The organism is Pseudomonas sp. TWI929 (genome assembly GCF_039673335.1).
In the GTDB taxonomy this organism is placed as follows: domain Bacteria; phylum Pseudomonadota; class Gammaproteobacteria; order Pseudomonadales; family Pseudomonadaceae; genus Aquipseudomonas.
Map to the genome: position 1 here is coordinate 44530 of NZ_JBDJLK010000020.1, position 24608 is coordinate 69137.

Sequence of the window (24608 nt, forward strand, 5' to 3'; positions counted from 1 at the left end):
GTGTGATGGAGGGTCGCGGGCGCGATAACAATTTCCTGATTATCAGGCTGCTGGCGGCAACCGCCGTGGTGGTGGGGCATTCCTTCGCGCTTTCCTATCAAGAGTGCCTGAGTTGCACCGACCCAGGGCTGGCGTTGGGTATGCCGGTGCCCGTTCATAGCCTGGGCGTGGAGGTGTTCTTCATGGTTAGCGGTTTACTGATCGCTGCCAGTGGTGAAAAGAACAGCGCCCGGGACTTCTACCTGGCCCGTGCCTTGCGGATTTTGCCGGGCTTACTGGTGTGCCTGTTGCTCATGGCCTTTGTGCTGGGGCCTGTGGTTACCTCGCTGCCGCTTGCTGAGTATTTTTCCCAGCGCCAGGTTTACAGGTACGTCTATAGCCCGCTGTTGGTTTTCAAGGATGCCCAGTTCATGTTGCCTGGGGTGGGCTTTACTCCGCGGCTCTATGGGGCATCGGTCAATGGCAGCTTGTGGACCATTCCGCTGGAAGCGCGCATGTACGTGGTGCTGGGGATGTTGGTGCTGGTGGCCAAGGTTTGCCGATGGCCGATGACGGCGCTGACGCTTGCCGCGTTGGGGATTGCGCTGGGGTTGCATACCTTGCATCCGGCCTTTGCGGGCTACCCGTTCAAGCTGGTTGTGTGTTTCCTGGCGGGGTCGGCGTTCTATTCGTGCCGGGCGGTGATCCCGTATAGCGGGTGGCTGTTGCTTGCCTGTGTTGCGTTGTTCCTGTTGGCCAAGGGTGGGCGCTTTGAGGTTTTTGCGTTTGCCGTGCTGACCATGTACGGCACGTTGTACGCTGCTTATAGCCCGCCGTTGAAGCTCCCGCCGTACGTGCAGGATTACTCGTATGGTATTTACCTGTATGCATTCCCGATTCAGCAAGTGCTGGCAGTGGCCATGCCCTCGGCCGGGCCTTACTGGTTGATGCTGGCTGCCGTGCCGGCGTCCTGGTTGGCGGGGTATGTGTCGTGGGAGCTGGTGGAGAAGCCTGCCCTGGCGATGAAAAAACGCTTTTCCCGAGCACGCACCCGGCAGCAGTTGGCCTGAGGTTTCCCTGTGGGAGGTTGCCCAGCCCTTTGGGCTGCGCTGGCAGGTGCTCCGCGTACCCTGTGGGAGCGGGCGCGCCTGCGAAGAATTCAACGCGGTGCATGGCACCGGCTGCGCCGGTGTTCGCGGGCATGCCCGCTCCCACAGGTACCACATGAGCCTGATAGCTGCGCAGTACCTGTGGGAGCTGGCTTGCCGGCGATGAGGCCGATCCTGCCACCTCTGTCGAATAGACCATTCTTGCAAAACTTCAATCTTGAATTTTTTTATTAAGTCAAGAACCGCTCTGTTCAAATCCTTCCCGGCGTGCTACAAACTGGTTAAGCAATGATCTAGCTGCTTGATAACGAAGGGAAAAATATGACGAAGTCGGAGCTGATCGAACGTATTGTCACCCATCAGGGGCTGCTCTCGTCCAAGGACGTGGAGCTGGCCATCAAGACCATGCTTGAGCAGATGTCACAATGCCTTGCCACCGGCGATCGCATCGAGATCCGCGGTTTTGGCAGCTTCTCGCTGCACTATCGCGCCCCTCGCGTGGGCCGTAACCCGAAGACCGGCCAGTCGGTCAGCCTTGAAGGCAAGTTCGTGCCGCACTTCAAGCCCGGCAAAGAGTTGCGCGACCGGGTCAATGAAGACGAGCATGAAGAGGCCCACACCTGATTCCACAAGGAGCAATCTGATGCGTAACCTCAAGCGCGCCCTGGCGGCGGTTTTCGTGCTGCTGTTGGCGGCTGTGGTGCTGTTCTTCGTGCTGGAGAACCAGCAAACCGTGTCGTTGGTCCTGTTCGGCTGGGCAGCGCCGGCCATGCCGGTTGCCGTAGTGGTGCTGGCCGCCCTGGTCATTGGCCTGGCAGTCGGACCGTTGCTGGGTGCCTACGGCGTGCAGCGCAGCAAGCGCAAGATCAAGGCTTCTGCCCGCCAGGCAGCACTGAACGGTAACTAAGGAAGTTTCCTACCGCCGTTTGGGAAAGTCTCACCTATGCCTGCACCGGCCGTCATGGAGTAATAGCGCACTTCATTTTCGGCCCAGACGAGTGTGCGCAGCATGGAATATCCCGTTCTTTCCCATCACGGTGGTACCCGCAGCGTCACCGGGTCCTGCCACCAGTTGCACCTCGATCCGTCCATCAGCCTGCTGGTCGACTGTGGCCTGGAGCAAGGCGCCGAGGCGGCGCCGCTCGGTTTCGGCGTAGAGGGCATACAGGCCCTGATCATCACCCATGTGCATCTCGACCACGTTGGTCGCATCCCGGCCCTGCTGGCCGCCGGCTACCGTGGCCCCATCCTGTGCAGCGAGCCCTCCGCCCGGTTGCTGCCGCTGGTGCTGGAAGACGCCTACAAGCTGAGCATCAGCAGTGAGCCTGCCCATGTGGCGCGGTACCTTGAGTTCTTGCGCGACCTTATCGTGCCCCTGCCTTTCGAGCAGTGGCACACACTGGTCGAGCGCCCCGGGCTCACCTGTCGTATTCGCCTGCAGCGTGCCGGCCATCTGCTGGGTTCGGCCTATGTCGAATGCGACGTGCAGTACGAGCAAACCAGCACTCGCTACGTGATTTCCGGCGACCTCGGCGCGTGTGGCAACCCTTTGCTGCGCCCCGTGCAGCCCCCGGAGCGGGCCGACGTGCTGGTGCTGGAAAGCACTTACGGTGACCGCCTGCACGCGCCTGTCAGCGACCGTCAGCAACGGCTGGAAGCTGCCATCGATCGTGCCCTGGCCGACAAGGGCACTATCCTCATCCCGGCATTCAGCCTTGGCCGTACCCAGGAGCTGCTGTACGAACTCGAGGACATTCTTCACCGCAAGGCGCTGCTGAACAAAGCCGGCCCGGCCCCCGATGGTGACCCACTCGACTGGTCGCAGTTGCCCATCATCCTCGACTCGCCCCTGGCTCAACGCATTACCGGTGTGTACCGGGAGCTGCACGAATACTGGAATGCCGAAGCCAAGGCGCGCCTTGCCGAGGGGCGTGACCCGCTGGGTTTCAGCCAGTTGATCAGCGTGGACACCCATGCCCGCCACCAGCAGGTGGTCAATTACCTGAAAAGTACCGGGCGGCCAGCGATCGTGATTGCTGGTAACGGTATGTGCTCGGGTGGGCGCATCGTCAACTACCTCAAGGCCATGCTCGAGGACCCGCGGCATGAGGTGATGTTTGTGGGGTATCAGGCCAAGGGCACGCCGGGGGCGGTGATACAGGCCTGTGAAGGAGCGGAAGGGTTTGTGCAGATTGACCTGGATGGGCGGATGTATGAGGTGCGGCTCAAAGTGATGACGCTGGCTGGCTTTGCCGGGCATGCAGATCAGGCTGGGCTTGTACGGTTTGCCCTGCAGGGGCAGGTGCCTGCGCGTCGGGTAGTGCTTGTGCATGGCGAGGCCAAGGCCAAGGATGTGCTGGCCCAGGCTCTAGCCAGAGCTTGCGACGTGCGGGAGCAACGCATGGAGATTATTCTAGCGGAGTCGAACAACTGATCAGAGGTCATCGCGCCGGGGAACATTCTGGCTTTTTTGGGCTCCAAAATTTCTGAGCTATCGTCGATGCGTTGTGCTAAAACATTGGCAGGGTGCAGATTGACCTTACCCTCTTACCTTGTAGGGCCAGGCCTGACTGGCATGACAAGGTTTATGCATTTTGGCGTTCGGCTAGTTGGCCGGTGTCTTGATGATGTCAGAAAGCAGAGTGAGCCAAGGAAAATTTAGAATAAATGCGCAATGAACGTGAGCGCCAAGAAGGCAAGTCTGTAGTAGATCTGGTGGAGCTGATCGGGGAGCTGTGGAAGCAAAAGTGGGTGGTGGTGTTCACCACGGTGATGGCTACGCTGGTAGGGGTCATCTATGCACTGTTGGCTACTCCATTGTACGAGGCTAAGGTTTTCGTCCAATCACCTGCTCAGAAGGACATCGCACAACTCAATTATGGACGAGGTGGCGAGAGCGGGTTGCCCATGCTGTCGGTCAAGACTGTCTATGAAAGCTATGTACGCTATATTCAGTCCGAATCACTACGTCGGCAGTTTTATCGTGAAGTCTATTTGAAGTCTCTGCCTGAGGCTGAGCAGCGCGGCGTTCAAGATGAGCTGTATGCAAAGTTCAATCTGGCGGTCTCCAGGCCGGTCGCAGTCAAAGACTCTCCTGGGCGCTTTCAGATTGTTGCTACCTCCAAGGATCCCCAGCAAGCGGCAGATTGGGTAGTGCGTTATGCGCAACTAGCCGGTGAGCGGGCCAAGAATGAAGTCATCGGCGATGTGCGGGCCGATGCCGTGGTCAAGGCAAACAACCTCAAAGAAAAGATTCGCTCCGCCAGAGAAGAAACGCGCAAAGTACGCGAGGACCGTATCGCTCGTCTGTCCGAGGCGTTGATTGTGGCTCAGTCGATCGGGTTGGAAAAGCCGCCTATTATTTCCGGTAATGCTAGTTCCGAGCTGTCGGCAGATATGGAAGGCTCGTTGATATACATGAGGGGCAGCCGTGCGATTGAGGCGGAGCTCAAAAACTTGCGAGCCCGTACCTCTGACGACCCCTTTGTAGATAATTTGCGGCGGAATCAGGAAACGATAGCTTTCTACGAAACGCTACAAATAGACCCGTCGGTAGTTGAAGTTTATCGTCAGGATGGGGGCTTGGATGTCCCTGACAAGCCGATCAAACCGCAAAAGGCTGTCATCGTGGTGTTGAGCGCGTTCCTGGGAGTGCTTCTCGGAACCTTGATTGCCTTGTTACGAGCCTACTTGATCACCAATCGGCTCGCGAACAGTGCCAGGCAGTGATAGTCACCTGCTTGGTCAAGGCGCAAAAATCTGACCTCAAATATCGGCATGCTGCAGAGCAGCGAGGCGAGCGCATCAACTCGCATGGCCGAGTTTAATTCTACAGATGATATTACTCATGAATATTAAGCTGGCAGTTATTGGTTTGGGTTATGTTGGTCTGCCACTGGCGGTCGAGTTCGGCAAGCGTCGCGAAGTGGTTGGTTTTGACATAAATCAAGCGCGGATCGACGCATTGAAGGTGGGGCGCGATTCTACTCAAGAGGTAAGCGCTGAAGACCTCGCTAGCGCCCATTTGCTGAGCTATAGCGCTGACGTCGAAGATATGCGCGGTTGTAACGTGTTCATTGTTACGGTCCCTACGCCGATCGATGCGTATAAGCAACCCGATCTAACGCCGTTGGTGAAGGCATCGGAAACTATCGGTCGCGTCTTGAAAGCCGGCGATATCGTAATTTATGAGTCAACAGTCTACCCAGGGGCGACCGAAGAAGTCTGCGTTCCAGTGCTGGAGCGTATTTCCGGGCTTACCTTTAACCGGGATTTCTTTGCTGGCTACAGCCCAGAGCGTATCAATCCTGGTGATAAACAGCACCGCGTAACGACGATCAAAAAAGTTACTTCAGGTTCGACCGAAGCGGTTGCTGAGGTGGTTGATAAGCTTTATCGAGAGATCATTACTGCGGGCACGCACAAGGCAGCGAGCATCAAAATTGCTGAGGCAGCCAAGGTGATTGAAAACACCCAGCGTGATTTGAACATTGCATTGATCAACGAGCTGGCGATCATTTTCAATCGGCTAGGGATCGATACAGAGGCCGTTCTTGAAGCCGCGGGCACCAAGTGGAATTTCTTACCATTTCGCCCTGGGCTGGTTGGTGGGCACTGTATCGGTGTGGATCCCTACTACCTCACGCACAAGGCTCAAGCCATTGGTTATCATCCAGAGATCATCTTGGCTGGCCGGCGGTTGAACGACGGTATGGGCCGTTATGTCGCTACGCAGTTGGTCAAGGGCATGCTCAAGCGCCGCATTCAAATCGAAGGCGCGCGCGTTCTGGTAATGGGGCTGACGTTCAAGGAAAACTGTCCCGACCTGCGTAACACACGCATCGTTGATGTTATTGCTGAATTGAACGAATACGGCATTGTTGTCGATGTTCTGGATCCCTGGGTTGATGTCGCCGAAGCTCAACATGAGTATGGCATTACTCCAGTGGCTACGGCTCAAGCCGGTACCTACGATGGCGTTGTCCTGGCTGTTGCTCATCAGGAGTTCAAAGCGCTTGGCGAGGACGCCATTCGCGCTTATGGCAAGCCAGACCACGTTCTCTACGACCTCAAGTATCTGCTGGATGCTAAGAGTTCCGATATTCGCCTGTAATTGGCGGTGGCATCAGGTTCGTCAATTATTGCAAGTTGGGATGAAAAATGACGGCATACGAAATTCTTCAGCAATCGCTCCCGCAGGCGCCCAAGCGATGGCTGATCACGGGTGTAGCAGGGTTTATTGGCTCCAATCTGCTTGAGCACCTGCTGTTGCTTAACCAGGCGGTAGTGGGTTTAGATAATTTTGCCACGGGTCACCAGCGCAACCTGGACGAAGTAAAGTCTAATGTGAGTGCCGAGCAATGGGGCCGCTTCAACTTTATCCAGGGCGATATTCGCAATCTGGACGATTGCCGTAAGGCTTGTTGCGATGTGGACTATGTTCTGCACCAGGCGGCACTGGGCTCGGTGCCGCGCTCGCTGAATGATCCGATTACTACGAATGCAACTAATATCGACGGCTTCCTTAACATGCTGGTTGCCGGTCGTGATGCAGCGGTGAAAAGTTTTACCTATGCGGCAAGTAGCTCTACCTATGGCGATCATCCCGGCTTACCGAAAGTGGAAGATGTGATTGGCAAGCCTTTGTCGCCGTATGCGGTGACAAAGTATGTGAACGAGCTATATGCCGACGTTTTCTTTAAAAGCTACGGTTTCAACAGTGTTGGTTTGCGCTATTTCAACGTGTTCGGGCGTCGGCAGGATCCGCAAGGTGCCTACGCGGCGGTCATTCCTAAATGGCTTGCTTCCATGGTCAGCGGGGATGATCTGTTCATCAATGGCGATGGCGAAACTAGCCGCGATTTCTGCTTCATCGAAAACGTGGTGCAGATGAACCTTCTGGCTGCGACCAGCGTGGATCCAGCTGCTGTCAATCAGATTTACAACGTGGCGGTCAGTGGTCGTACCACCCTTAATCAGTTGTTCGAGGCGTTGCGTACAGGGCTGCAAGAGAACGGGGTCGACTACACCAAAGCTCCCGTGTACCGAGAGTTTCGCGCTGGCGACGTGAGGCACTCGCAGGCGGACATTTCCAAAGCGCAGAAGCTCCTGGGTTATGCACCTGCTTATGACGTCAAGAAGGGTATTTCCAAGGCGATGCCTTGGTACATAGATTTCCTGGCCTGAACGTCAGCCTTTTCAATAGCTTTGAATGTGCATTTGGCTTGAGCCCGCCGGCGCTGTAAAGCAGCCCCGGCTCGGCTGCCATTGGTGTGAGAGGACGCAGTGCATTACAAGAATATCGTTTGGAATCTACTCGGCCTGGGCCTGCCGCTGATCATCGCTGCACTTACAGTTCCGGGGTTGATTTCGATTGTAGGTACTGAGCGTTTTGGCCTTCTTGCACTCGCCTGGGGTTTGATCGGCTACGCCGGTGCGCTCGATCTGGGGATCGGTCGCGCATTGACCCAGCGCATCGCTTCGCTGCGAGACGGTCCGCAGGATGCGATCATTGCCGATGCCATTGCGACGGCAGTCACCTTGACCTCGGTGGTCGGTGGCGTCGGTTTGGTAGTGATCGTGCTGGGTTCAGCTGCCGACGTGCAGCAGTTCATTCCGCGCCAGAGCATACCCGCTTCTGAAATCACATTTTCCCTGATACTCCTGGCCTTTGCGTTGCCGATGCAAGCGGTGAGCGCTACGTACCGAGGGGTGAATGAGGCCTACCTGAACTTCAAGGGTATAAGCCTGTTACGAATAGGCCTGGGTGTTGCCAACTTCGGAGGGCCATACCTGGTAGCCCAGTTCACCCATGAGCTGCCGTGGTTGGTATCGACCTTGGTGGTTTCGCGCGCGATTGCTCTGGTTATCTATCGGATCAGCGCCAAAGGTTGCCTGCATGGTCAAGGCCCGGGTCGATACGCAAAAGAGCAGGCAGTAAAACTGTTGCAATTTGGTGGATGGGTTACGGTCAGCAGCATTGTCAGCCCGTTCCTGGTGCAAGCCGATCGATTTTTTGTAGGTATCCTGTTATCTGCCGCTGCAGTTACTGCTTATGTAATCCCTTACGAAATTACCGTGCAGGCCATGATCTTGGTCGGTGCGGTCACCACCGTCGCGTTTCCTGCAATCGCCGCATTGATGCAGCAGGGCGTGGACAAGGCGTGGGCATTATTCCGCACCTGGACGCTGCGGGTGGCCTTGATGATGCTGGTTGTCATGAGTGTCATGGCATTGCTGATGCCGATCGTGCTCAACCTGTGGGTAGGGGAATACGTTACAGCGGAGTCGGTGGCGGTGGGCCGGATCCTGTGCGCGGGCGTGTTCCTGAACGCGCTAGGCGCCATGTTGTATGCCTTTTTGCATGCTCAGGGGCAGACCAAAATCACTGCCATTTTCCACCTGATAGAATTGCCGTTGTTTGTCGGCGCTCTCTATTGGCTGATTCAGGACATGGGTGTCATCGGTGCGGCGATCGCCTGGATGCTGCGCACGCTGCTGGATACGCTGTTGCTGGGTTGGGCCGTGTCGCGTGCAAAAGGCGATAGGGGTTTAGTCGATGCCGTTGAGTAACTTCGCTCGGCAGGTGGCGGGCCTGATACTGCTGCTGTCCCTAGTTTTTCCAACGAGCTTCACTGCCTTCAAGACCGTGGCCCTTGTGTTGCCCCTTGGCTGCCTACTCGTGGGCGGTGGGGGGGTAGGCAGGCTTGATAAACGGTTGATCTGTGCTGCGATGGTGTTTTCCTTCATCGGGCTCGGCTGGTCCTTGTATGGCACCGTGGTGGGCAACCTGGGAGCACTGCGCGTGCTCAATGTGATGGTGGTGTACCCGGTACTGTTCACGATACTCGCGATGCTTTATCGCGGGGACAGTCACGGGCTGGAGCGTTTGTTGGTGTTCGCCGGGTTGCTGATCGTGATGATCGACCTGGGGTTCGTACTGGGTGAAATCGTCCTGCCAGGCAATCCGCTAGGCGCGACATTGCGTGCCCTCTATGGTGATGAGGCAGTCGTCGACCATGGCGCGGGGTACTTGAAATTTACGTTGCCTAACGTCTCTAGTGTGATTTTTCTGTTGTCTTTCATGTTGTGCCGGATCATTTGCCAGCGCATTAACCTGACTGGGCTGGTGACATTCCTCGGGTTGGTGCTGGTCGTTCTTCTTTCCGGGCGGCGAGTCATTTTGGTAACAGCGATTTTTGGGCCGGTCATTGCCTACTGCATGAGCTGGGGCGCTCCGGGTGGGCGTGGATCGGCGCTATTCAAAGTAGGCCTTTCTGTCAGTGGTGCGATTTTCCTTGCAGCGTTCATGTATTCGCTGTGGCCTGAATACATCTACGAGCGCGTTTCCTCGATTTTTGAGTTTGGTGCCGGCGCCAGCAACTTGGAGCGAACGTACCAGTTTGTTGCGTTGATGGATGGCATTTATGCTCATCCTTTCTGGGGTGCGGGTGCGGGTGCGGTGGCTGACTATATTCGCTCTGAAGAGATGCCGTGGGCGTACGAGTTGTTTTATGTCGCGCTGATTTTTCAGTATGGCCTGCTGGGCTTCTCTATTTATGCGATGGGTGTGTTCCTGCTGATGGTATTCCTGGCGCGGGAAGTACGCCGCAAGGGGCGCGACAGCTTTGAATTCTATTACCTGTGCGGGCTTATTTCATTTTTGTTGGCGACAGCGACCAATCCGTATTTGGCAAAATTCGATTACATGTGGGTTTTGTTCGTGCCTGTGGCCTTGTTGAATCACCGGCTGATAGAGAGCGTCGACAGGAACTTGGCTCATGGACATTGATGTAGTTATCGTTAACTGGAATTCGGGCACGCAGATCCGCGACTGTATCAACTCGCTGCAGGCGAGTATCACCATGGGCCAGGTCCGGGTCATTGTGGTGGACAACGGCTCCACCGATGGTTCTGATTTCGGTCTGGAACAAGAGGGCGTCAGCGTTTTACGCACCGGCGCCAATCTTGGTTTCGCGCGTGCCTGCAACCTAGGTGCTGCCGAGGGGCGTTCTCCCTTTGTATTGTTCCTCAATCCTGATGCAGCCGTGTATTCAGGTACCTTGGATTATGTCTTGTCGTTCATGCGTGATTCGCGCAATGCCAAGGTTGGCGTGTGTGGAGTGCAGCTGGAAGAAGAGAGCGGCCATATAGCCCGCAGCTGCACGCGTTTGCCTACAACGGCAAGCTTCGTTACCCACGCGCTGGGTTTGGATCGTTTCGTGCCGCGTCTGGGCTTTTTCATGGCCGAGTGGGCGCATGATGCGGACCGCTCGGTGGACCATGTAATCGGTGCTTTCTATCTGATTCGACGTGAGCTTTTTGATCAGTTGGGCGGGTTCGATGAGCGCTTCTTTGTGTACCTCGAAGATCTGGACCTGTCGAAACGGGTCAAGGATGAAGGGTACAGCATCGAGTATCTGACCGAGGTCAAGGCGTTTCACAAAGGCGGGGGGACGTCGGACCAAGTCAAGGCGCGAAGACTCTTCTACTCGTTGAGAAGCAGGATAATCTACGCCTTCAAGCATCTGGGAAGGGTGTCTGGCTGTGTCGTTCTGTTGGCCACCATGGTGCCCGAGCCATTTCTGCGTGTCGGTCTGGCGCTGCTCAAGCGCAAGGGGGCCAGGGAGACGTTGCAGGCCTATCGTATGTTGTACGTCTGGCTGGGCGAGTGGTTGGCTACGGGTAAGACGCGATGAAGGGCTTGAATAAGGATTCGGGCAAAGCCATGAAGAAAGTCCTTATCCTCAGCCGCTACACGCGCATGGGTGCGAGTAGCCGCTTGAGGATGTTGCAATACATCCCTGCGCTGCAGGACAGCGGGCTCGAATTTGAAGTCAGCGCGTTCTTTGGTGAGGACTATCTGAACGAACTGTATTCCTCGTCCAGACGCTCACCTGTCAAACTCCTGCGCTACTACCTGAAGCGAGTGGCGGTCTTGATCCGAGCACGTCATTACGACGCGGTGTGGATTGAGAAAGAGCTATTTCCTTTCGTGCCCGCGATACTCGAGCGCTGGCTGCGGGCAGCAGGCGTCCGGTACCTCGTCGATTACGATGACGCAGTGTTCCATAACTATGATCTCTCTCCCCAGTTGTGGATACGCCGGTTACTGGGCAAAAAGATTGACCAAGTGATGCGTGCGTCGAATGTCGTTGTTGCTGGCAATGAGTATTTGGCGGACCGGGCAAGGCAAGCAGGTGCCGAGTGTGTCGAGATTGTTCCGACCGTGGTCGATCATTCCCGTTATCGGGTAAGCAAGCGGGGCGCGGGGCAGCAGTTGACGATCGGCTGGATCGGTTCGCCTTCGACCCAGAAGTATGTCGTCAGCATTCATGCGGCGTTGCGCGAGGCCTGTAGCCGATACGGTGCCAAACTCATGCTGGTAGGTGCGAATTCGCATATCACCGATCAGTTACCCGGCATCGAGGTTGAAACCCTGCCGTGGAGTGAAGAGAGTGAAGCTCAGCTGATTGAGCGCATGGATGTCGGGATCATGCCGTTGATCGATGGTCCGTGGGAAAAGGGCAAATGCGGATACAAGCTGATCCAGTACATGGCCTGTGGTCTACCCGTAGTTGCCTCGCCGGTTGGGGTCAACGTCGAGATCGTGGGTGACAACCACTGCGGTTTGCTCGCCAGTGATCAAGCCGAGTGGCTGGCGGCATTGTCTAGGTTGCTGGCTTCGGCTGAAGAACGTACGCGAATGGGCTTGGCTGGCAGGCATGCGGTGGAGTCCCGGTACTCGATACAGGCGCAGGCGCCTGCTCTCGAAAAACTCTTGAAAAGACTGACAGGTTGATGAGCTTGCAAAGTCGAATTCACAAGGTGCGCCTCAATGTGTGGAATTGCTGGATTTTATAGCCCTGGCCTGCCGAATGCGGCAGCGCTTATCGGGCGAATGACAACTGAAATCATCCACCGGGGGCCTGATGACGCTGGACACTGGATGGACGAATCGATCGGCCTTGTCTTAGGTCATCGACGCCTGGCAATCCTCGACCTGTCGCCAGCCGGCCACCAGCCGATGGCATCCGCTTGCGACCGCTTCATCATGGTCTATAACGGCGAGGTCTATAACCATCTGGAGCTGCGTACCAGGCTTGAGGCGCAAGGGCATGCACCTGCATGGCGGGGGCACTCGGACACCGAGACACTGCTTGCTGGTATTGCGGCGTGGGGGCTGGAAAAAACGCTGCAGCAAGCGGTTGGCATGTTTGCCATCGCGCTGTGGGACCGTTTGGAGCAGACACTGAGCCTGGCGCGTGACCGTTTTGGCGAAAAGCCGTTGTATTACGGGTGGCAGGGCGGCAGCTTGTTGTTCGGCTCCGAGCTGAAAGCCTTGAAGTGCCACCCGGCTGCGACGAAGGAGATCGATCGAGATGCATTGACGTTGCTGCTACGTCACAACTGCATCCCCGCGCCCTACAGTATCTACAAGGGCATCCATAAACTGCGCGCTGGTTACTGCATCAAGTTTCCTCTGGGAGAGCCTGACGCAGCCCGCCGTGCCCAGCCCATTGCATACTGGTCACTCAACGAGGTGGTCGAGCAGGGGTTGCGCAAGCCGTTTGAGGGCTCTTTTGCTGAGGCCACCGACCTGCTTGAGCGGCAGTTGTCGGCGACGGTAGGTGAGCAAATGCTATCTGACGTTCCTTTGGGGGCATTTCTTAGTGGTGGAGTAGACAGCAGTACCATTGTCGCCTTGATGCAGGCGCAGAGCCGTCAGCCTGTGCGTACCTTTACGATCGGTTTTGGTGAGTCCGCCTACAACGAGGCCGTATTTGCAAAAGAGGTTGCGCGTCATCTAGGTACTGATCATACCGAGCTGTATGTAACGCCCAGCGATGCCCAATCGGTCATTCCGCGGCTTGCCTCGATCTATTGCGAACCGTTCAGCGACAGCTCGCAGATCCCGACCTTTTTGGTCAGCCAGTTGGCCAGCACGCATGTCAGGGTTGCCTTGAGCGGTGATGGCGGCGATGAACTGTTCGGCGGATACAACCGTTACCTGATGGGTAACAAGGTGTGGAGCAGGCTGTCGCGGTTGCCGGCGTTCGCACGCAAAGGGGCTTCGTTGGCCTTGCGTTCGTTATCGTCTTCGCAGTGGGACAATGTCTACGGGCTTCTCAAACCAGCCATACCGTCTCGCTTGCAGATTTCAACGCCGGGTGACAAGGCGCACAAACTGGCAGGGCTGCTTGGATTAGCGGATCAGCGCGAATTCTTCCGCACCTTGACGAGCCATTGGCAAGACCCTTCCAGCCTGATCATCGGCGCCGTGGAGCCCGAGACGTTGCTCAGTGCCAGCGCGCAGTGGCCATCTACCGATCATTTTGCGCATACGATGATGGCAATGGATGCCCAGACATACATGACCGATGACATCTTGGTCAAAGTCGATCGCGCCGCTATGGCCGTGAGCCTTGAAAGCCGGGTGCCGATGCTTGATCCACGGGTTGTCGAGCTGGCGTGGACATTGCCACTTGGCTACAAGATTCATGAGGGGCAGGGCAAGCGAGTGCTGCGCGAGGTGCTCTACCGGCATGTACCGCGTGAACTGATTGAGCGCCCCAAGCAGGGCTTTGCCTTGCCACTGGACAGCTGGCTCAGAGGCCCTCTGCGCGAGTGGGCAGAGGCGCAATTGGACCCTTCCAGGTTGCGCCAGGAAGGTATTTTCCACCCCGAGCCGGTTACTCGGATGTGGCAAGAGCATTTGAGTGGTCGACGTAACTGGCAGCACCACCTGTGGAACGTCCTCATGTTCCAGGCTTGGTATTCAGAGCAATAAAATGCAAAAATTTCTTATGATCTCGAGTCATCCAGACTCGCTGCTGAACTTGCGTGGGGCGCTGCTTGAGGCTGTGCGCGACAGAGGTATGCAGGTACATGTGGCCTCACCCGATCTGGATGCTGGCAGCAAGGTGCGGGCAGCGTTCGAGGCCAAGGGCATCATCGTGCACAACATCGGCCTGCAGCGCGTGGGCTTGAACCCCTTGGCGGACGTTCGTTCGCTGTTGCAGCTTTGGCGCCTAATGCGCCAGATCCGGCCAACCTATTTGATGGCTTATACAGTCAAGCCAGTCATTTACGGTGCGATAGCTGGCTGGCTCGCGAGAGTGCCGCGGCGCTTTGCGTTGATCCCCGGGCTGGGCTATGCCTTCCAGCAGCCAGAGCAGGAAGGAAAGCGGGGTATCGTGCGCCGGGTGGTGCAACGTCTGTACAGTGCAGCCTTGCGTTGTACGCATAAGGTGTTCTTTCAGAACCCGGACGATGAGGCGTTATTTCGCGCATTGAAGCTTCTGCCCGAACGTGTGCCCTCTTGCGTGGTCAATGGCTCGGGCGTAGACGTGGCGTCGTTTGCGGTTGCACCGTTGCCAGAGGCGCCCTGCTTTCTGTTGATCGCTCGGCTGTTGGGTGACAAAGGGGTACGTGAGTACGCCGCCGCCGCGCAGCGAATGCGCCAACTCTATCCACAGGCCAGCTTTGCGCTGGTTGGCTGGATTGACGACAACCCGGATGCCATCTCTCAGCGTGAACTGGATTGCTGGATTGCTGAAGGCACCTTGCAGTATCTGGGGCGCATGAGCGATGTCCGTCCGGCGATCGAGACCTGTAGTGTCTACGTCTTGCCTTCTTATCGAGAAGGCACCCCGCGGACTGTGCTTGAGGCCATGGCGATGGGGCGGCCGATCATAACCACCGATGCGCCCGGTTGCCGTGAAACGGTGGTGCCGGAAGACAACGGTATGTTGGTTGCAGTGAAGAGTGTGGAGCAGTTGGTCGAGGCGATGAAGCGGTTCGTGCTAGAGCCCGAACTGGTTGCGCGCATGGGGCGGCGGTCCAGGGAAATTGCAGAACAGCGTTATGACGTCCACTCGGTGAACGCTGTCATGCTCACTGAAATGGGGATTGCACGGGGGCAGTGATATGAAGGTGTTGGTTACCGGTGCCGGGGGCTTTATTGGTCAGGCACTTTGCAAGTGTCTTGAAGGTGCCGAGGACATTGAAGTTGTGGGCGCGGTTCGTGCGTTGCCCGCACAAGCCCTTGGCCGCTCACAGCTTGTAGCGGTAGGTGATATCGACGAGCATACCGACTGGTCTCAAGCCCTGGCTGGAGTGAGTGTGGTTGTGCACTTGGCTGCACGCGCTCACGTGCTGAATGAACAGTCGAAAGATCCACTCACGGAGTTTCGGCGGGTGAACGTGGATGGGGCGCTAGCGTTGTTTCAGCAAGCTATCGACGCCGGCCTCAAGCGCTTCGTGTTCATCAGCTCCATCGGCGTGGTCGGCGGTAGCACCCAAGGCAAGCCGTTTACCGAAACCACGCCGCCAGCGCCGCATGCCGACTACGCCTGTTCGAAGTTCGAAGCCGAGGAGGCATTGAAGGCCTTGTCGCAGTCGAGTGGGGTTGAGCTGGTGATCGTACGGCCGCCGCTGGTTTATGCAGCGCATGCCCCAGGTAACTTTGCCCGGCTGTTAAAGCTGGTGGCACTTGGTGTGCCGCTGCCATTCGGCTATGTGAGTAACCAGCGCAGCATGGTGGCGCTGGAAAACCTGGTCGACTTCATAGCCTTGTGTGTTTGTCATCCTGCGGCGGCAGGCGAAACATTCCATGTCAGCGACGATGAGGACGTATCGCTGCCTCAGATGCTCACGCTACTGGGGCGCGGCATGGGGCGCCGCGTGCTTCTGCTGCCAGTGCCTACCGGTTTGATGGCCATAGGGGCACAGTTGGTAGGGAAAAAAAATGTCTATACCCAGCTGTGTGGTTCACTTCAGGTTGATGCATCGAAATCTCGATTGCTATTGGGATGGCGGCCGCCGATCAGCGCTGAAGCAGCCCTGATGCAAGCGGGTGAGCATTTCAAGCGGTCACAGAGGCATGACGGCTAAGGCAGGGTTTGTCAGGAATATCCGCATATGGCGTGAGTGTCTTCTGATGTCATGCGATCTGTACGGAAGTAACAATAAATTGGGCAATTTGGCGAAGGCCTGTCCGCCACCGAGCTTTCGGTCCGCTTGCCTGGCATCCCGGCCAATGAGGATCGTGCGCTTCGTTGCAGATTGATATCGGTAGACCCGGGCATTGCTCGACTGACACCCCGGGCTCTGGTGGATGCAGCTCTACTGGTAGCGGCCAAGTACTATAAGGAAAACGACAACCGATGATGCTTTTGTGGGCTTTACCCGCTGTACTGCTGCTGTCCTTGCTGATGACCGCCGGCTTGCGCCGCTACGCGCTAGCGCGCAGTGTCATTGATGTGCCTAACGCCCGCAGTTCGCACACCGTGCCTACGCCGCGTGGCGGCGGCGTTGCCATTGTGGTGACATTTCTCTTGGCCATTGTCGGCGCGATGCTGATTGGGGCAGAGGACAGCCGTTCACTGGTTGCCCTGGGTGGCGGGGGCGCACTGATTGCCATCATCGGTTTCATGGACGACCACGGTCACATTCCGGCCCGTTGGCGCTTGCTGGGGCACTTCGTCGCTGCCGCCTGGATGCTCGTGTGGATGGGCGGCCTGCCAGCGCTGACGCTGTTCGGCTGGCAAGTCGACCTGGGCTGGCTGGGGGGCGTGCTCGCTGCCGTATATCTGGTGTGGTTGCTCAACCTGTACAACTTCATGGACGGCATTGACGGCATTGCCAGCATCGAGGCCATCACCGTGTGCCTTGGGGCTGCCTCGCTATACTCATTGGCGGGATTGCTCAGCCATGCCGTGCTGCCCCTGCTGCTGGCTGCTTCGGTGGCAGGGTTCCTGTACTGGAATTTCCCGCCTGCCAAGATCTTCATGGGTGACGCAGGCAGTGGCTTCCTCGGCATTATCCTCGGCGGCCTGTCGTTGCAGGCGGCCTGGGTGTCGCCTGATTTGCTCTGGTGCTGGCTGATCCTGCTCGGCGTGTTCATCGTCGATGCGACCTACACCCTGGTGCGCCGCCTGCTGCGTGGCGACAAGGTGTACGAGGCTCACCGCAGTCATGCCTACCAGTTCGCCTCGCGAAAGTTTGGCAGGCACTTGCCGGTGACATTGGCGGTTGCTGTACTGAACCTGTGCTGGTTACTGCCAATAGCCTTCTGCGTTGCTCGGCTGGGCTTGGATGGCGCAGTGGGCGTGGTACTGGCTTATATCCCGTTGGTGCTGTTGGCGGTGCGCTTTCGCGCGGGCGAAATTGAAGAGTGACCTAAGGGAACTATGAGCGACTCGATGTCAGGGAATTTCTGGAAACGTTCAAGAGGAGCAATGGATAAGGTGCGCGCTAAACTGCTTGCTCTACCTCGGAGGCACAAACGCCTGCTTCAGGTGTTGACCGATATCGTTCTGATCTGGGCCGCTCTCTGGCTGGCGTTTGTTGTGCGTCTTGGAATCGATGAATTGGCCAACCCCATCCTCGACCACGGCTGGCTGTTCCTTACTGCGCCGGTGGTAGGCATCCCGCTGTTCATCCGCTTTGGCCTTTACCGCGCCGTAATGCGCTATTTCGGTACCGACGCGCTCATCGCCATCACCAAGGCTGTCACTCTTTCTGCGCTTATTCTCGGTTTTATCATCTACTGGGCCGGTAACCATCAGAACGTGGTGCCACGTTCCATCACATTCAATTACTGGTGGCTGAGCCTGATCATGATTGGTGGTCTGCGCCTGGCTATGCGTCAGTACTTCTTGGGCGACTGGTTTGCCGCAGCCGCGCAGCACGTACCCTTTACCAGTACTAGCCGCAACGACGGCTTGCCTCGGGTGGCCATCTATGGCGCCGGTGGCGCAGGCAACCAACTGGTTGCCGCCTTGCGCGCTGACAAGGCGCTACGCCCAGTCGCGTTCATTGACGACGACCCTAGCATTACCGACCGGGTGATTGCCGGCCTGCAGGTGTACCGTCCCGAGCAGTTGCAAGACATGATCCATGTAACTGGCGCCCAGGAAATCCTGCTTGCCATACCGTCTTCCACTCGCACCCGTCGCCGCGAGATCCTCAACTTCCTTGAGGGCTACCCACTGCACGTGCGCAGTATCCCCAGCTTCATGGACCTTGCTAGCGGCCGGGTAAAGGTGGACGACATCCAGGAGGTAGACATTGCCGACCTGCTTGGCCGCGATGCGGTGCCCGCCCAAGCCGACCTGCTGGAGCGCTGCATTGTCGGGCAGACCGTGCTGGTGACCGGTGCTGGCGGCTCGATCGGTTCGGAACTGTGTCGGCAGATTTTAGGCCAGGCGCCAAAAAACCTACTGCTGTTCGACCACAGCGAATTCAACCTTTACAGCATCCTCTCCGAGCTGGAGCAGCGCATAGCTCGAGAGTCGCTGTCGGTATGCCTGGTGCCTATGCTGGGGTCGGTACGCAACCAACCGCAGTTGCTTGACATCATGAAAACCTGGCGAGTCGACACGGTGTACCACGCAGCCGCCTACAAACACGTTCCGATGGTGGAGCACAACATTGCCGAAGGCTTGATGAATAATGTTATCGGCACCCTGCACACCGCCCAAGCCGCCCTGCAGGCTGGCGTTGCCAATTTCGTGCTGATTTCCACGGACAAGGCAGTACGCCCTACCAACGTGATGGGCAGTACAAAACGCCTCGCCGAAATGACCCTGCAGGCCTTGAGTCGCGAAGTGGCACCGGTGCTGTTCGGCGACAGCGGCAAAGTATCGCAGGTGAACAAGACTCGCTTCACCATGGTGCGTTTTGGCAACGTGCTGGGCTCTTCGGGCTCGGTGATTCCGCTGTTCCACAAGCAGATCAAGGCCGGCGGACCGCTGACGGTTACCCACCCGAAGATCACCCGCTACTTCATGACCATTCCCGAAGCAGCTCAGCTGGTTATTCAGGCTGGTTCGATGGGTAAGGGCGGCGATGTGTTCGTGCTCGACATGGGGGAGCCAGTCAAGATCGTGGAGTTGGCCGAGAAGATGATCCACCTGTCTGGTTTCAGCGTGCGCTCCGAGCGTAACCCGATGGGCGATATTTCCATCCAGTTCACCGGGCTGCGGCCTGGGGAAAAGCTGTATGAGGAACTGCTGATTGGCGATAACGTCATTGCCACCCGCCACCCGATGATCATGAGTGCCAACGAAGACTTGCTCGCATGGGATTCGCTGAAGGACACCCTGCGGCAGCTGTTGGCTGCAGTGGAAGTGGATGATTTCATGCGGGTACGGCAGCTACTGCGTGAGACTGTGAGTGGCTATTCGCCGGAAGGCGAGATTGTTGACTGGATTTACCAACAGCGGCGCCTAGAGCCCTGATTCAGGTATGGTGCGCGGATTAGAAGGCAGTCCAATGAAAGCAACGCCTCTTGCAATACCCGAAGTCATTTTGCTTAAACCAAAGGTCTTCGCTGATGACCGCGGATTTTTCTTCGAAAGCTTCAATCACGCAGCCTTCGAAAGCGCCATTGGGCGCCCCGTTAACTTCGTTCAGGACAACCACTCCAGCTCGCGCCAAAACGTCCTGCGCGGCATGCACTACCAGCTTCGCCAGCCCCAGGGAAAACTGGTAAGGGTGGTGGCCGGCGAAGTGTTCGACGTCGCGGTAGATATGCGCCGCTCTTCCCGCACCTTCGGCCACTGGGTCGGTGCCCGGCTCTCGGCGCATAACAAGCACCAACTGTGGGTGCCCGAAGGCTTTGCCCACGGGTTTGTCGTGTTGTCCGAACAGGCGGAATTCTTGTACAAGACCACCGCCTACTACGCCCCTCGGTATGAACGTTGCCTGGCCTGGAATGACCCGGCAGTCGGCATTCAATGGCCTGTTGAGCAGCCGCTGCTGTCTGATAAAGACCGCCTGGGCAAAGCGTTGCAGGATATGGAATGTTTCGACTAGGCGGGAGATAGGCGTGCCATCCTGATTGACTAGCACGATGACATCTTTTAGCCGCCGCTCGGTTTGCCTGCCAAGCGGCTAATATTCAGAGGCCGGACAAGAAGTCCATGACAGCGGAAGCAAACTTAAATGACTATTCTGGTAACCGGCGGCGCAGGCTTCATTGGCGCTAATTTCGTTCTGGACTGGCTGGTAGGCTCCAACGAGCCCGTGGTCAACCTCGACAAGCTCACCTACGCAGGCAACCTGCAAACCCTGAGCAGCCTGCAGGGTGACACGCGCCATATCTTCGTGCATAGCGATATCGGCGACTCCGAACTGGTAGCCCGCCTGCTGAAAGAGCACCAGCCGCGCGCCATCGTCAATTTTGCTGCCGAGTCACACGTCGACCGCTCCATTCACGGCCCGGAAGACTTCATCGAAACCAACATCGTAGGCACCTTCCGCCTGCTGGAGGCGGTGCGCGCCCACTGGGGTGGCCTAGATGACCAGGCGCGCCAGGCGTTCCGCTTCCTGCACGTGTCCACCGACGAAGTTTACGGTTCGTTGGCCGCCGACGAGCCGGCCTTCACCGAAACCCACCAGTACCAGCCCAACAGCCCGTACTCGGCCAGCAAGGCGGCCAGCGATCACCTGGTGCGCTCGTACCACCACACCTACGGCCTGCCGGTGCTGACCACCAACTGTTCGAACAACTACGGCCCGTACCACTTCCCGGAAAAGCTCATTCCGCTGATGATCGTCAATGCCCTGGCCGGCAAGTCACTGCCGGTGTACGGCGACGGCCAGCAGATTCGCGATTGGCTGTACGTCAAGGACCACTGCAGCGCCATCCGCCGTGTGCTGGAAGCTGGTAAAACCGGTGAGGTTTACAACGTCGGCGGCTGGAACGAAAAGCCCAACCTGGAAATCGTCAACCGCGTTTGTGCGCTGCTGGACGAGCTGCGCCCCCGCGCCGACGGCAAGCCTTACGCCGAACAGATCACCTACGTGACCGACCGCCCCGGCCATGACCGCCGCTACGCCATCGACGCCCGCAAGCTGGAGCGCGAGCTGGGCTGGAAACCGGCCGAAACCTTCGAGACAGGCATTCGCAAAACCGTGGCCTGGTACCTCGACAACCAGGAGTGGGTACAGAACGTACAGTCCGGTAGCTACCGAGATTGGGTAGAGAAGAACTACTCAGGGCGCTCGGCATGAAGATTCTGCTTCTGGGCAAGGACGGCCAGGTAGGCTGGGAGCTGCAACGCAGCCTGGCCCCGTTGGGCCAGGTGCTGGCGCTGAACTCCCGCAGCCAAGCGCATTGTGGCGACCTTTCCAACCTGGAAGGTCTGGCCGAAACCGTGCGGGCCTATGGTCCCGATGTAATCGTCAACGCCGCCGCGTATACCGCCGTGGACAAGGCTGAAAGCGATCGCGAGCAAGCGTTCAAGATAAACGCCGAAGCCGTCGGCGTGCTGGCCCGCGCCGCCGCAGACTGCGGGGCACTGTTGGTGCATTACTCCACCGACTACGTATTCCCGGGGCAGGGCACTCAGGCTTGGCGTGAGGACGACACCGTCGGCCCGCTGAATGCCTATGGCGCAAGCAAACTGGCCGGCGAGCAAGCCATCCAGGCCGCTGGTTGCCAGCACCTGATCTTCCGCACCTGCTGGGTGTATGCCGCACGCGGCAACAACTTCGCCAAGACCATGCTGCGCCTGGCCGCGGAGCGCGACAGCCTGGGCGTGATCGGCGACCAGCATGGCGCCCCGACCGGTGCTGAGCTGATTGCCGACATCACCGCCCACACCATCACTGCCACCCGCTGCAACCCGGCCCTGAGTGGCCTGTACCACCTGGCCGCCGCCGGTGAAACCACCTGGTGTGGCTACGCCCGTTACGTGTTGGAGCAAGCGGCTGCTCTGGACGTACCATTGAAAGCTCTTGCCGAACAGGTCAACCCGTTGACCACCGATGCCTACCCGACCCCGGCCAAGCGGCCGGCCAACTCGCGTCTTGACACCCATAAACTGCAGAAAGCCTTTGCCCTGACCTTGCCAGACTGGCGCCTGGGTGTGGCTCGTATGCTCACGGAAATACACGAGAAATGACCACTATGAAGCGTAAAGGCATCATTCTGGCGGGCGGGTCGGGTACTCGCCTGCACCCGGCGACCCTGGCAATTTCCAAGCAGCTGCTGCCAGTGTATGACAAACCGATGATCTACTACCCGCTGACTACCCTGATGCTGGCGGGCATTCAAGACATCCTGATCATCTCCACCCCGCAAGACACCCCGCGTTTCGAGCAATTGCTGGGTGATGGCCACCGCTGGGGTATCAATATCACCTACGCCGTGCAGGCCTCCCCGGATGGCCTTGCCCAGGCGTTTTTGATTGGCGAGGACTTCATCGGCAACGACTTGTCCGCGCTGGTGCTGGGCGACAACATCTACTACGGCCATGACTTCCAGCAGTTACTGCGCAATGCCATGGGGCGCGGCGAGGGCGCCAGCGTGTTCGCATACCATGTGCAGGACCCCGAGCGTTATGGTGTGGTGGAGTTCGATGGCAAGGGCAAGGCCATAAGCCTGGAAGAGAAGCCGGCCAAACCCAAGTCTCACTACGCCGTGACTGGGTTGTACTTCTACGACAAGGACGTGGTCGAGATAGCCAAGGGTATCAAGCCGTCTGCCCGTGGCGAGCTGGAAATTACCGATTTGAACCGGGTGTACCTGGAGCAGAGCCGGCTGTCGGTGGAGATCATGGGGCGTGGGTATGCCTGGCTGGATACCGGCACCCATGACTCGCTGCTGGAGGCTAGCGGGTATATCGCGACCATTGAGCGGCGGCAGGGGTTGAAGGTAGCTTGTCCGGAAGAAGTGGCGTTCAGGCAGGGGTGGATTGGGGCGGAGCAGCTGTTGAAGCTGGCTGAGCCGTTGGCCAAGAATGGGTATGGGCAGTATTTGAAGGGGCTGCTGCAAGATAAGGTTTATTGAAAGACACATCTGCCTTGGTCCTTCGGGGGGGCAGGAAACTGCCCTCAGGTAACCCAGACGCTTTACGTAAGGGTACATTCGCTTCAAATGCCCACGCTGCCGCTTGTACGGCGCATACGGCAACAGCCCTGCAGGGCCATGCTGCGCGGCCCAGGGCCTCCCGCTAAAAGCTCATGCCGAACAGGTCAACCTGTTCCCACCGCTCCGTGTCCGGTCCCCGGGTGTGGCTCGCAAGATGACGGAAAACCACGAGAAATGGCCACTGCCAAGTGGTAAGACGGCATCCGGCAAACGGTTCGGGTACCCATCTGCGGCATTGGCCGCTTCCAGGCAACTACCAACCCTATTAACACGAACCGATGGCAATTGGTGCGGGGAGTCGCTTTTTGAGTAGCGCAGTAGACCACCGTTGGAGTCCAGCGCGTCACGGCGTGTGGCACTGTATTTGCTGTGTGAACTCCATCCTGTGGGGATGAATATCTTTGTGGTCTGAATTCGGTCTAGATTCCATTCGTCGTAATTTTTATGACGATAAATGCGGTGTTGGTTCCTGCTTTTTAAAGAAAAATTTATCCGTATGACAAGAATTTCACGAGATATTTAGAAACTAGTGCGAATGTGCTATCCTTCCCCGCGATTTTGTGCAATGGCTTTTTGATGGCACTCAAAATTAATTAGGGTTTTCTGCGCAAGCAGTTGTCATTTCAGGGAAGACAAGCGTGGCGGTGCTCACTCAACCCCCAGGCGTCCAAACGCCAGCCAAGCTCCTATTTTCACAGGAATTAAGCATTCCTGAGCTTGCGCGTGTGGCTATCCTCATGTGCACCTATAACGGTGCAAATTTCCTGTCTCAGCAGCTGGACTCCTTCGAGCAGCAAACCTATCGAAACTGGGTGCTGCATGTGTCGGATGACGACTCGCAGGACGGTACGCTCGACGTAATCAAGGGGTACGTGGACGCGTGGGGCGAGCACCGCATAAAGCTGGTGAACGGCCCGCGAGCTGGTTATGTACGGAATTTCCTGTCGTTAACCTGCAGGTCGGACATCGACGCGGACTATTTTGCCTGGTCAGACCAAGATGACGTTTGGTGCCCAAGCAAGCTTCAGGTAGCAGTGGACTGGCTTGCGAGCTTGCCTGCCGACCAGCCTGCACTCTATTGCGGCCGCACCCTGCTTATTTGCGACGAGGGTATCCATCGCGGCTTTTCGCCACATTTTGCCTCGCCTCCTCACTTCAAGAATGCCTTGGTGCAGAGCATCAGTGGGGGCAACACCATGGTCTTCAACAAGGCGGCGCGAGCCTTGATCATGGAAGCCGGCGCTGAGCTGACTGTGCCTTCCCACGATTGGTGGTGCTATCAGCTGGTCACGGGTGCATCTGGCATCGTTCGATACGACCCTAAACCCCGGGTTTATTACCGGCAGCACGCCGACAATGTCATTGGCAGCAATTCGGACTGGTGTGCCCGCCTGCGGCGCTTGGTGATGGTGTTCCAGGGGCGTTTCTATGAATGGAATGCCCAGAACATCCGCGCCTTGGACAGCATGAGCCACCGGTTGAGCAAGGACCACCGCAAAACCCTGAAGCTGTTCAAGACAGCCCGAAAACGAAGCCTGCCTGTTCGCGTCTACAAAGTGATCAAAGCAGGCCTGCATCGTCAGACCCTCCTTGGCAACCTCGGGTTGCTGCTCGCGATAATACTGAAAAAGATCTGA

21 protein-coding genes are annotated in these 24608 nt (G+C 57.5%); all 21 read left to right on the top strand.

Annotated elements, in window-relative coordinates; genetic code table 11:
* Positions 1-5: 5 nt before the first annotated feature.
* The 21 genes from ABE456_RS11295 (at position 6) to ABE456_RS11395 (ending at position 24608) form a co-directional block, all read left to right on the top strand.
* On the top strand, positions 6-1049 hold the full coding sequence (locus ABE456_RS11295; RefSeq protein ID WP_346643977.1) for an acyltransferase: 1044 nt from the start codon (positions 6-8) through the stop codon (positions 1047-1049).
* A 360-nt stretch (positions 1050-1409) separates the two neighbouring features.
* Positions 1410-1712, top strand: a complete 303-nt coding sequence (ihfB, locus tag ABE456_RS11300) for an integration host factor subunit beta (protein WP_010952810.1) — start codon at positions 1410-1412, stop codon at positions 1710-1712.
* Positions 1713-1731: 19 nt separating this feature from the next.
* Positions 1732-1995, top strand: a complete 264-nt coding sequence (locus ABE456_RS11305) for a lipopolysaccharide assembly protein LapA domain-containing protein (protein ID WP_346643978.1) — start codon at positions 1732-1734, stop codon at positions 1993-1995.
* Positions 1996-2097: 102 nt separating this feature from the next.
* Positions 2098-3522: an MBL fold metallo-hydrolase gene (locus ABE456_RS11310; RefSeq protein ID WP_346643979.1), complete on the top strand. Its 1425-nt coding sequence runs from the start codon at positions 2098-2100 to the stop codon at positions 3520-3522.
* 233 nt (positions 3523-3755) lie between these two features.
* A complete protein-coding gene (locus tag ABE456_RS11315) occupies positions 3756-4817 on the top strand; it encodes a Wzz/FepE/Etk N-terminal domain-containing protein (protein ID WP_346643980.1) in 1062 nt (353 codons plus the stop codon).
* A gap of 106 nt (positions 4818-4923) precedes the next feature.
* Positions 4924-6201 carry a Vi polysaccharide biosynthesis UDP-N-acetylglucosamine C-6 dehydrogenase TviB gene (gene tviB, locus ABE456_RS11320; protein WP_346643981.1) on the top strand — a complete coding sequence of 426 codons (1278 nt, stop codon included), beginning with the start codon at positions 4924-4926 and terminating at the stop codon, positions 6199-6201.
* A 47-nt stretch (positions 6202-6248) separates the two neighbouring features.
* The gene (locus tag ABE456_RS11325) at positions 6249-7274 is read left to right on the top strand and encodes an NAD-dependent epimerase/dehydratase family protein (RefSeq protein WP_346643982.1); all 1026 of its coding nucleotides are present in this window, start codon (positions 6249-6251) and stop codon (positions 7272-7274) included.
* Positions 7275-7373: 99 nt separating this feature from the next.
* On the top strand, positions 7374-8660 hold the full coding sequence (locus ABE456_RS11330; RefSeq protein WP_346643983.1) for an oligosaccharide flippase family protein: 1287 nt from the start codon (positions 7374-7376) through the stop codon (positions 8658-8660).
* Positions 8647-9879 (top strand): hypothetical protein, encoded by a 1233-nt coding sequence (locus ABE456_RS11335; protein ID WP_346643984.1) that lies wholly within the window; start codon positions 8647-8649, stop codon positions 9877-9879. The genes ABE456_RS11330 and ABE456_RS11335 overlap by 14 nt, the downstream gene beginning before the upstream one ends.
* The gene (locus tag ABE456_RS11340; RefSeq protein WP_346643985.1) at positions 9869-10786 is read left to right on the top strand and encodes a glycosyltransferase family 2 protein; all 918 of its coding nucleotides are present in this window, start codon (positions 9869-9871) and stop codon (positions 10784-10786) included. The genes ABE456_RS11335 and ABE456_RS11340 overlap by 11 nt, the downstream gene beginning before the upstream one ends.
* Before the next feature lie 29 nt (positions 10787-10815).
* Positions 10816-11889, top strand: coding sequence for a glycosyltransferase family 4 protein (locus ABE456_RS11345; RefSeq protein ID WP_346643986.1), 1074 nt, complete (start codon positions 10816-10818; stop codon positions 11887-11889).
* A gap of 36 nt (positions 11890-11925) precedes the next feature.
* Positions 11926-13878 (top strand): asparagine synthase (glutamine-hydrolyzing), encoded by a 1953-nt coding sequence (gene asnB, locus ABE456_RS11350; RefSeq protein WP_346643987.1) that lies wholly within the window; start codon positions 11926-11928, stop codon positions 13876-13878.
* Between the two features lies 1 nt (position 13879).
* Positions 13880-15016: a glycosyltransferase family 4 protein gene (locus ABE456_RS11355; protein ID WP_346643988.1), complete on the top strand. Its 1137-nt coding sequence runs from the start codon at positions 13880-13882 to the stop codon at positions 15014-15016.
* 1 nt (position 15017) lies between these two features.
* Complete coding sequence (locus ABE456_RS11360) at positions 15018-15983, top strand: SDR family oxidoreductase (RefSeq protein ID WP_346643989.1); 966 nt, start codon at positions 15018-15020, stop codon at positions 15981-15983.
* A gap of 272 nt (positions 15984-16255) precedes the next feature.
* Positions 16256-17269 (top strand): glycosyltransferase family 4 protein, encoded by a 1014-nt coding sequence (locus tag ABE456_RS11365; RefSeq protein WP_346643990.1) that lies wholly within the window; start codon positions 16256-16258, stop codon positions 17267-17269.
* A 60-nt stretch (positions 17270-17329) separates the two neighbouring features.
* The gene (locus ABE456_RS11370) at positions 17330-19333 is read left to right on the top strand and encodes a nucleoside-diphosphate sugar epimerase/dehydratase (RefSeq protein WP_346643991.1); all 2004 of its coding nucleotides are present in this window, start codon (positions 17330-17332) and stop codon (positions 19331-19333) included.
* Between the two features lie 34 nt (positions 19334-19367).
* Positions 19368-19910, top strand: a complete 543-nt coding sequence (gene rfbC / locus ABE456_RS11375) for a dTDP-4-dehydrorhamnose 3,5-epimerase (RefSeq protein ID WP_346643992.1) — start codon at positions 19368-19370, stop codon at positions 19908-19910.
* Positions 19911-20039: 129 nt separating this feature from the next.
* The gene (rfbB, locus tag ABE456_RS11380; RefSeq protein WP_346643993.1) at positions 20040-21110 is read left to right on the top strand and encodes a dTDP-glucose 4,6-dehydratase; all 1071 of its coding nucleotides are present in this window, start codon (positions 20040-20042) and stop codon (positions 21108-21110) included.
* A complete protein-coding gene (gene rfbD / locus ABE456_RS11385; protein WP_346643994.1) occupies positions 21107-22003 on the top strand; it encodes a dTDP-4-dehydrorhamnose reductase in 897 nt (298 codons plus the stop codon). Before rfbB ends, rfbD begins: the two co-directional genes overlap by 4 nt.
* A gap of 5 nt (positions 22004-22008) precedes the next feature.
* On the top strand, positions 22009-22890 hold the full coding sequence (rfbA, locus tag ABE456_RS11390) for a glucose-1-phosphate thymidylyltransferase RfbA (RefSeq protein WP_346644009.1): 882 nt from the start codon (positions 22009-22011) through the stop codon (positions 22888-22890).
* 719 nt (positions 22891-23609) lie between these two features.
* The gene (locus ABE456_RS11395; protein WP_346643995.1) at positions 23610-24608 is read left to right on the top strand and encodes a glycosyltransferase family 2 protein; all 999 of its coding nucleotides are present in this window, start codon (positions 23610-23612) and stop codon (positions 24606-24608) included.

What these genes read in the sequence shown, in the direction of transcription:
- ABE456_RS11325 (WP_346643982.1), top strand. Translation starts at nt 6,249, where the DNA reads ATGACGGCATACGAAATTCTTCAGCAATCGCTCCCGCAGGCGCCCAAG.
- ABE456_RS11340 (WP_346643985.1), top strand. Translation starts at nt 9,869, where the DNA reads ATGGACATTGATGTAGTTATCGTTAACTGGAATTCGGGCACGCAGATC.
- tviB (WP_346643981.1), top strand. Translation starts at nt 4,924, where the DNA reads ATGATATTACTCATGAATATTAAGCTGGCAGTTATTGGTTTGGGTTAT.
- ABE456_RS11335 (WP_346643984.1), top strand. Translation starts at nt 8,647, where the DNA reads ATGCCGTTGAGTAACTTCGCTCGGCAGGTGGCGGGCCTGATACTGCTG.
- rfbB (WP_346643993.1), top strand. Translation starts at nt 20,040, where the DNA reads ATGACTATTCTGGTAACCGGCGGCGCAGGCTTCATTGGCGCTAATTTC.
- ABE456_RS11305 (WP_346643978.1), top strand. Translation starts at nt 1,732, where the DNA reads ATGCGTAACCTCAAGCGCGCCCTGGCGGCGGTTTTCGTGCTGCTGTTG.
- asnB (WP_346643987.1), top strand. Translation starts at nt 11,926, where the DNA reads ATGTGTGGAATTGCTGGATTTTATAGCCCTGGCCTGCCGAATGCGGCA.
- ABE456_RS11360 (WP_346643989.1), top strand. Translation starts at nt 15,018, where the DNA reads ATGAAGGTGTTGGTTACCGGTGCCGGGGGCTTTATTGGTCAGGCACTT.
- ABE456_RS11295 (WP_346643977.1), top strand. Translation starts at nt 6, where the DNA reads ATGGAGGGTCGCGGGCGCGATAACAATTTCCTGATTATCAGGCTGCTG.
- rfbD (WP_346643994.1), top strand. Translation starts at nt 21,107, where the DNA reads ATGAAGATTCTGCTTCTGGGCAAGGACGGCCAGGTAGGCTGGGAGCTG.
- ABE456_RS11365 (WP_346643990.1), top strand. Translation starts at nt 16,256, where the DNA reads ATGATGCTTTTGTGGGCTTTACCCGCTGTACTGCTGCTGTCCTTGCTG.
- ABE456_RS11315 (WP_346643980.1), top strand. Translation starts at nt 3,756, where the DNA reads ATGCGCAATGAACGTGAGCGCCAAGAAGGCAAGTCTGTAGTAGATCTG.
- rfbA (WP_346644009.1), top strand. Translation starts at nt 22,009, where the DNA reads ATGAAGCGTAAAGGCATCATTCTGGCGGGCGGGTCGGGTACTCGCCTG.
- ABE456_RS11310 (WP_346643979.1), top strand. Translation starts at nt 2,098, where the DNA reads ATGGAATATCCCGTTCTTTCCCATCACGGTGGTACCCGCAGCGTCACC.
- ABE456_RS11370 (WP_346643991.1), top strand. Translation starts at nt 17,330, where the DNA reads ATGGATAAGGTGCGCGCTAAACTGCTTGCTCTACCTCGGAGGCACAAA.
- ihfB (WP_010952810.1), top strand. Translation starts at nt 1,410, where the DNA reads ATGACGAAGTCGGAGCTGATCGAACGTATTGTCACCCATCAGGGGCTG.
- rfbC (WP_346643992.1), top strand. Translation starts at nt 19,368, where the DNA reads ATGAAAGCAACGCCTCTTGCAATACCCGAAGTCATTTTGCTTAAACCA.
- ABE456_RS11355 (WP_346643988.1), top strand. Translation starts at nt 13,880, where the DNA reads ATGCAAAAATTTCTTATGATCTCGAGTCATCCAGACTCGCTGCTGAAC.
- ABE456_RS11345 (WP_346643986.1), top strand. Translation starts at nt 10,816, where the DNA reads ATGAAGAAAGTCCTTATCCTCAGCCGCTACACGCGCATGGGTGCGAGT.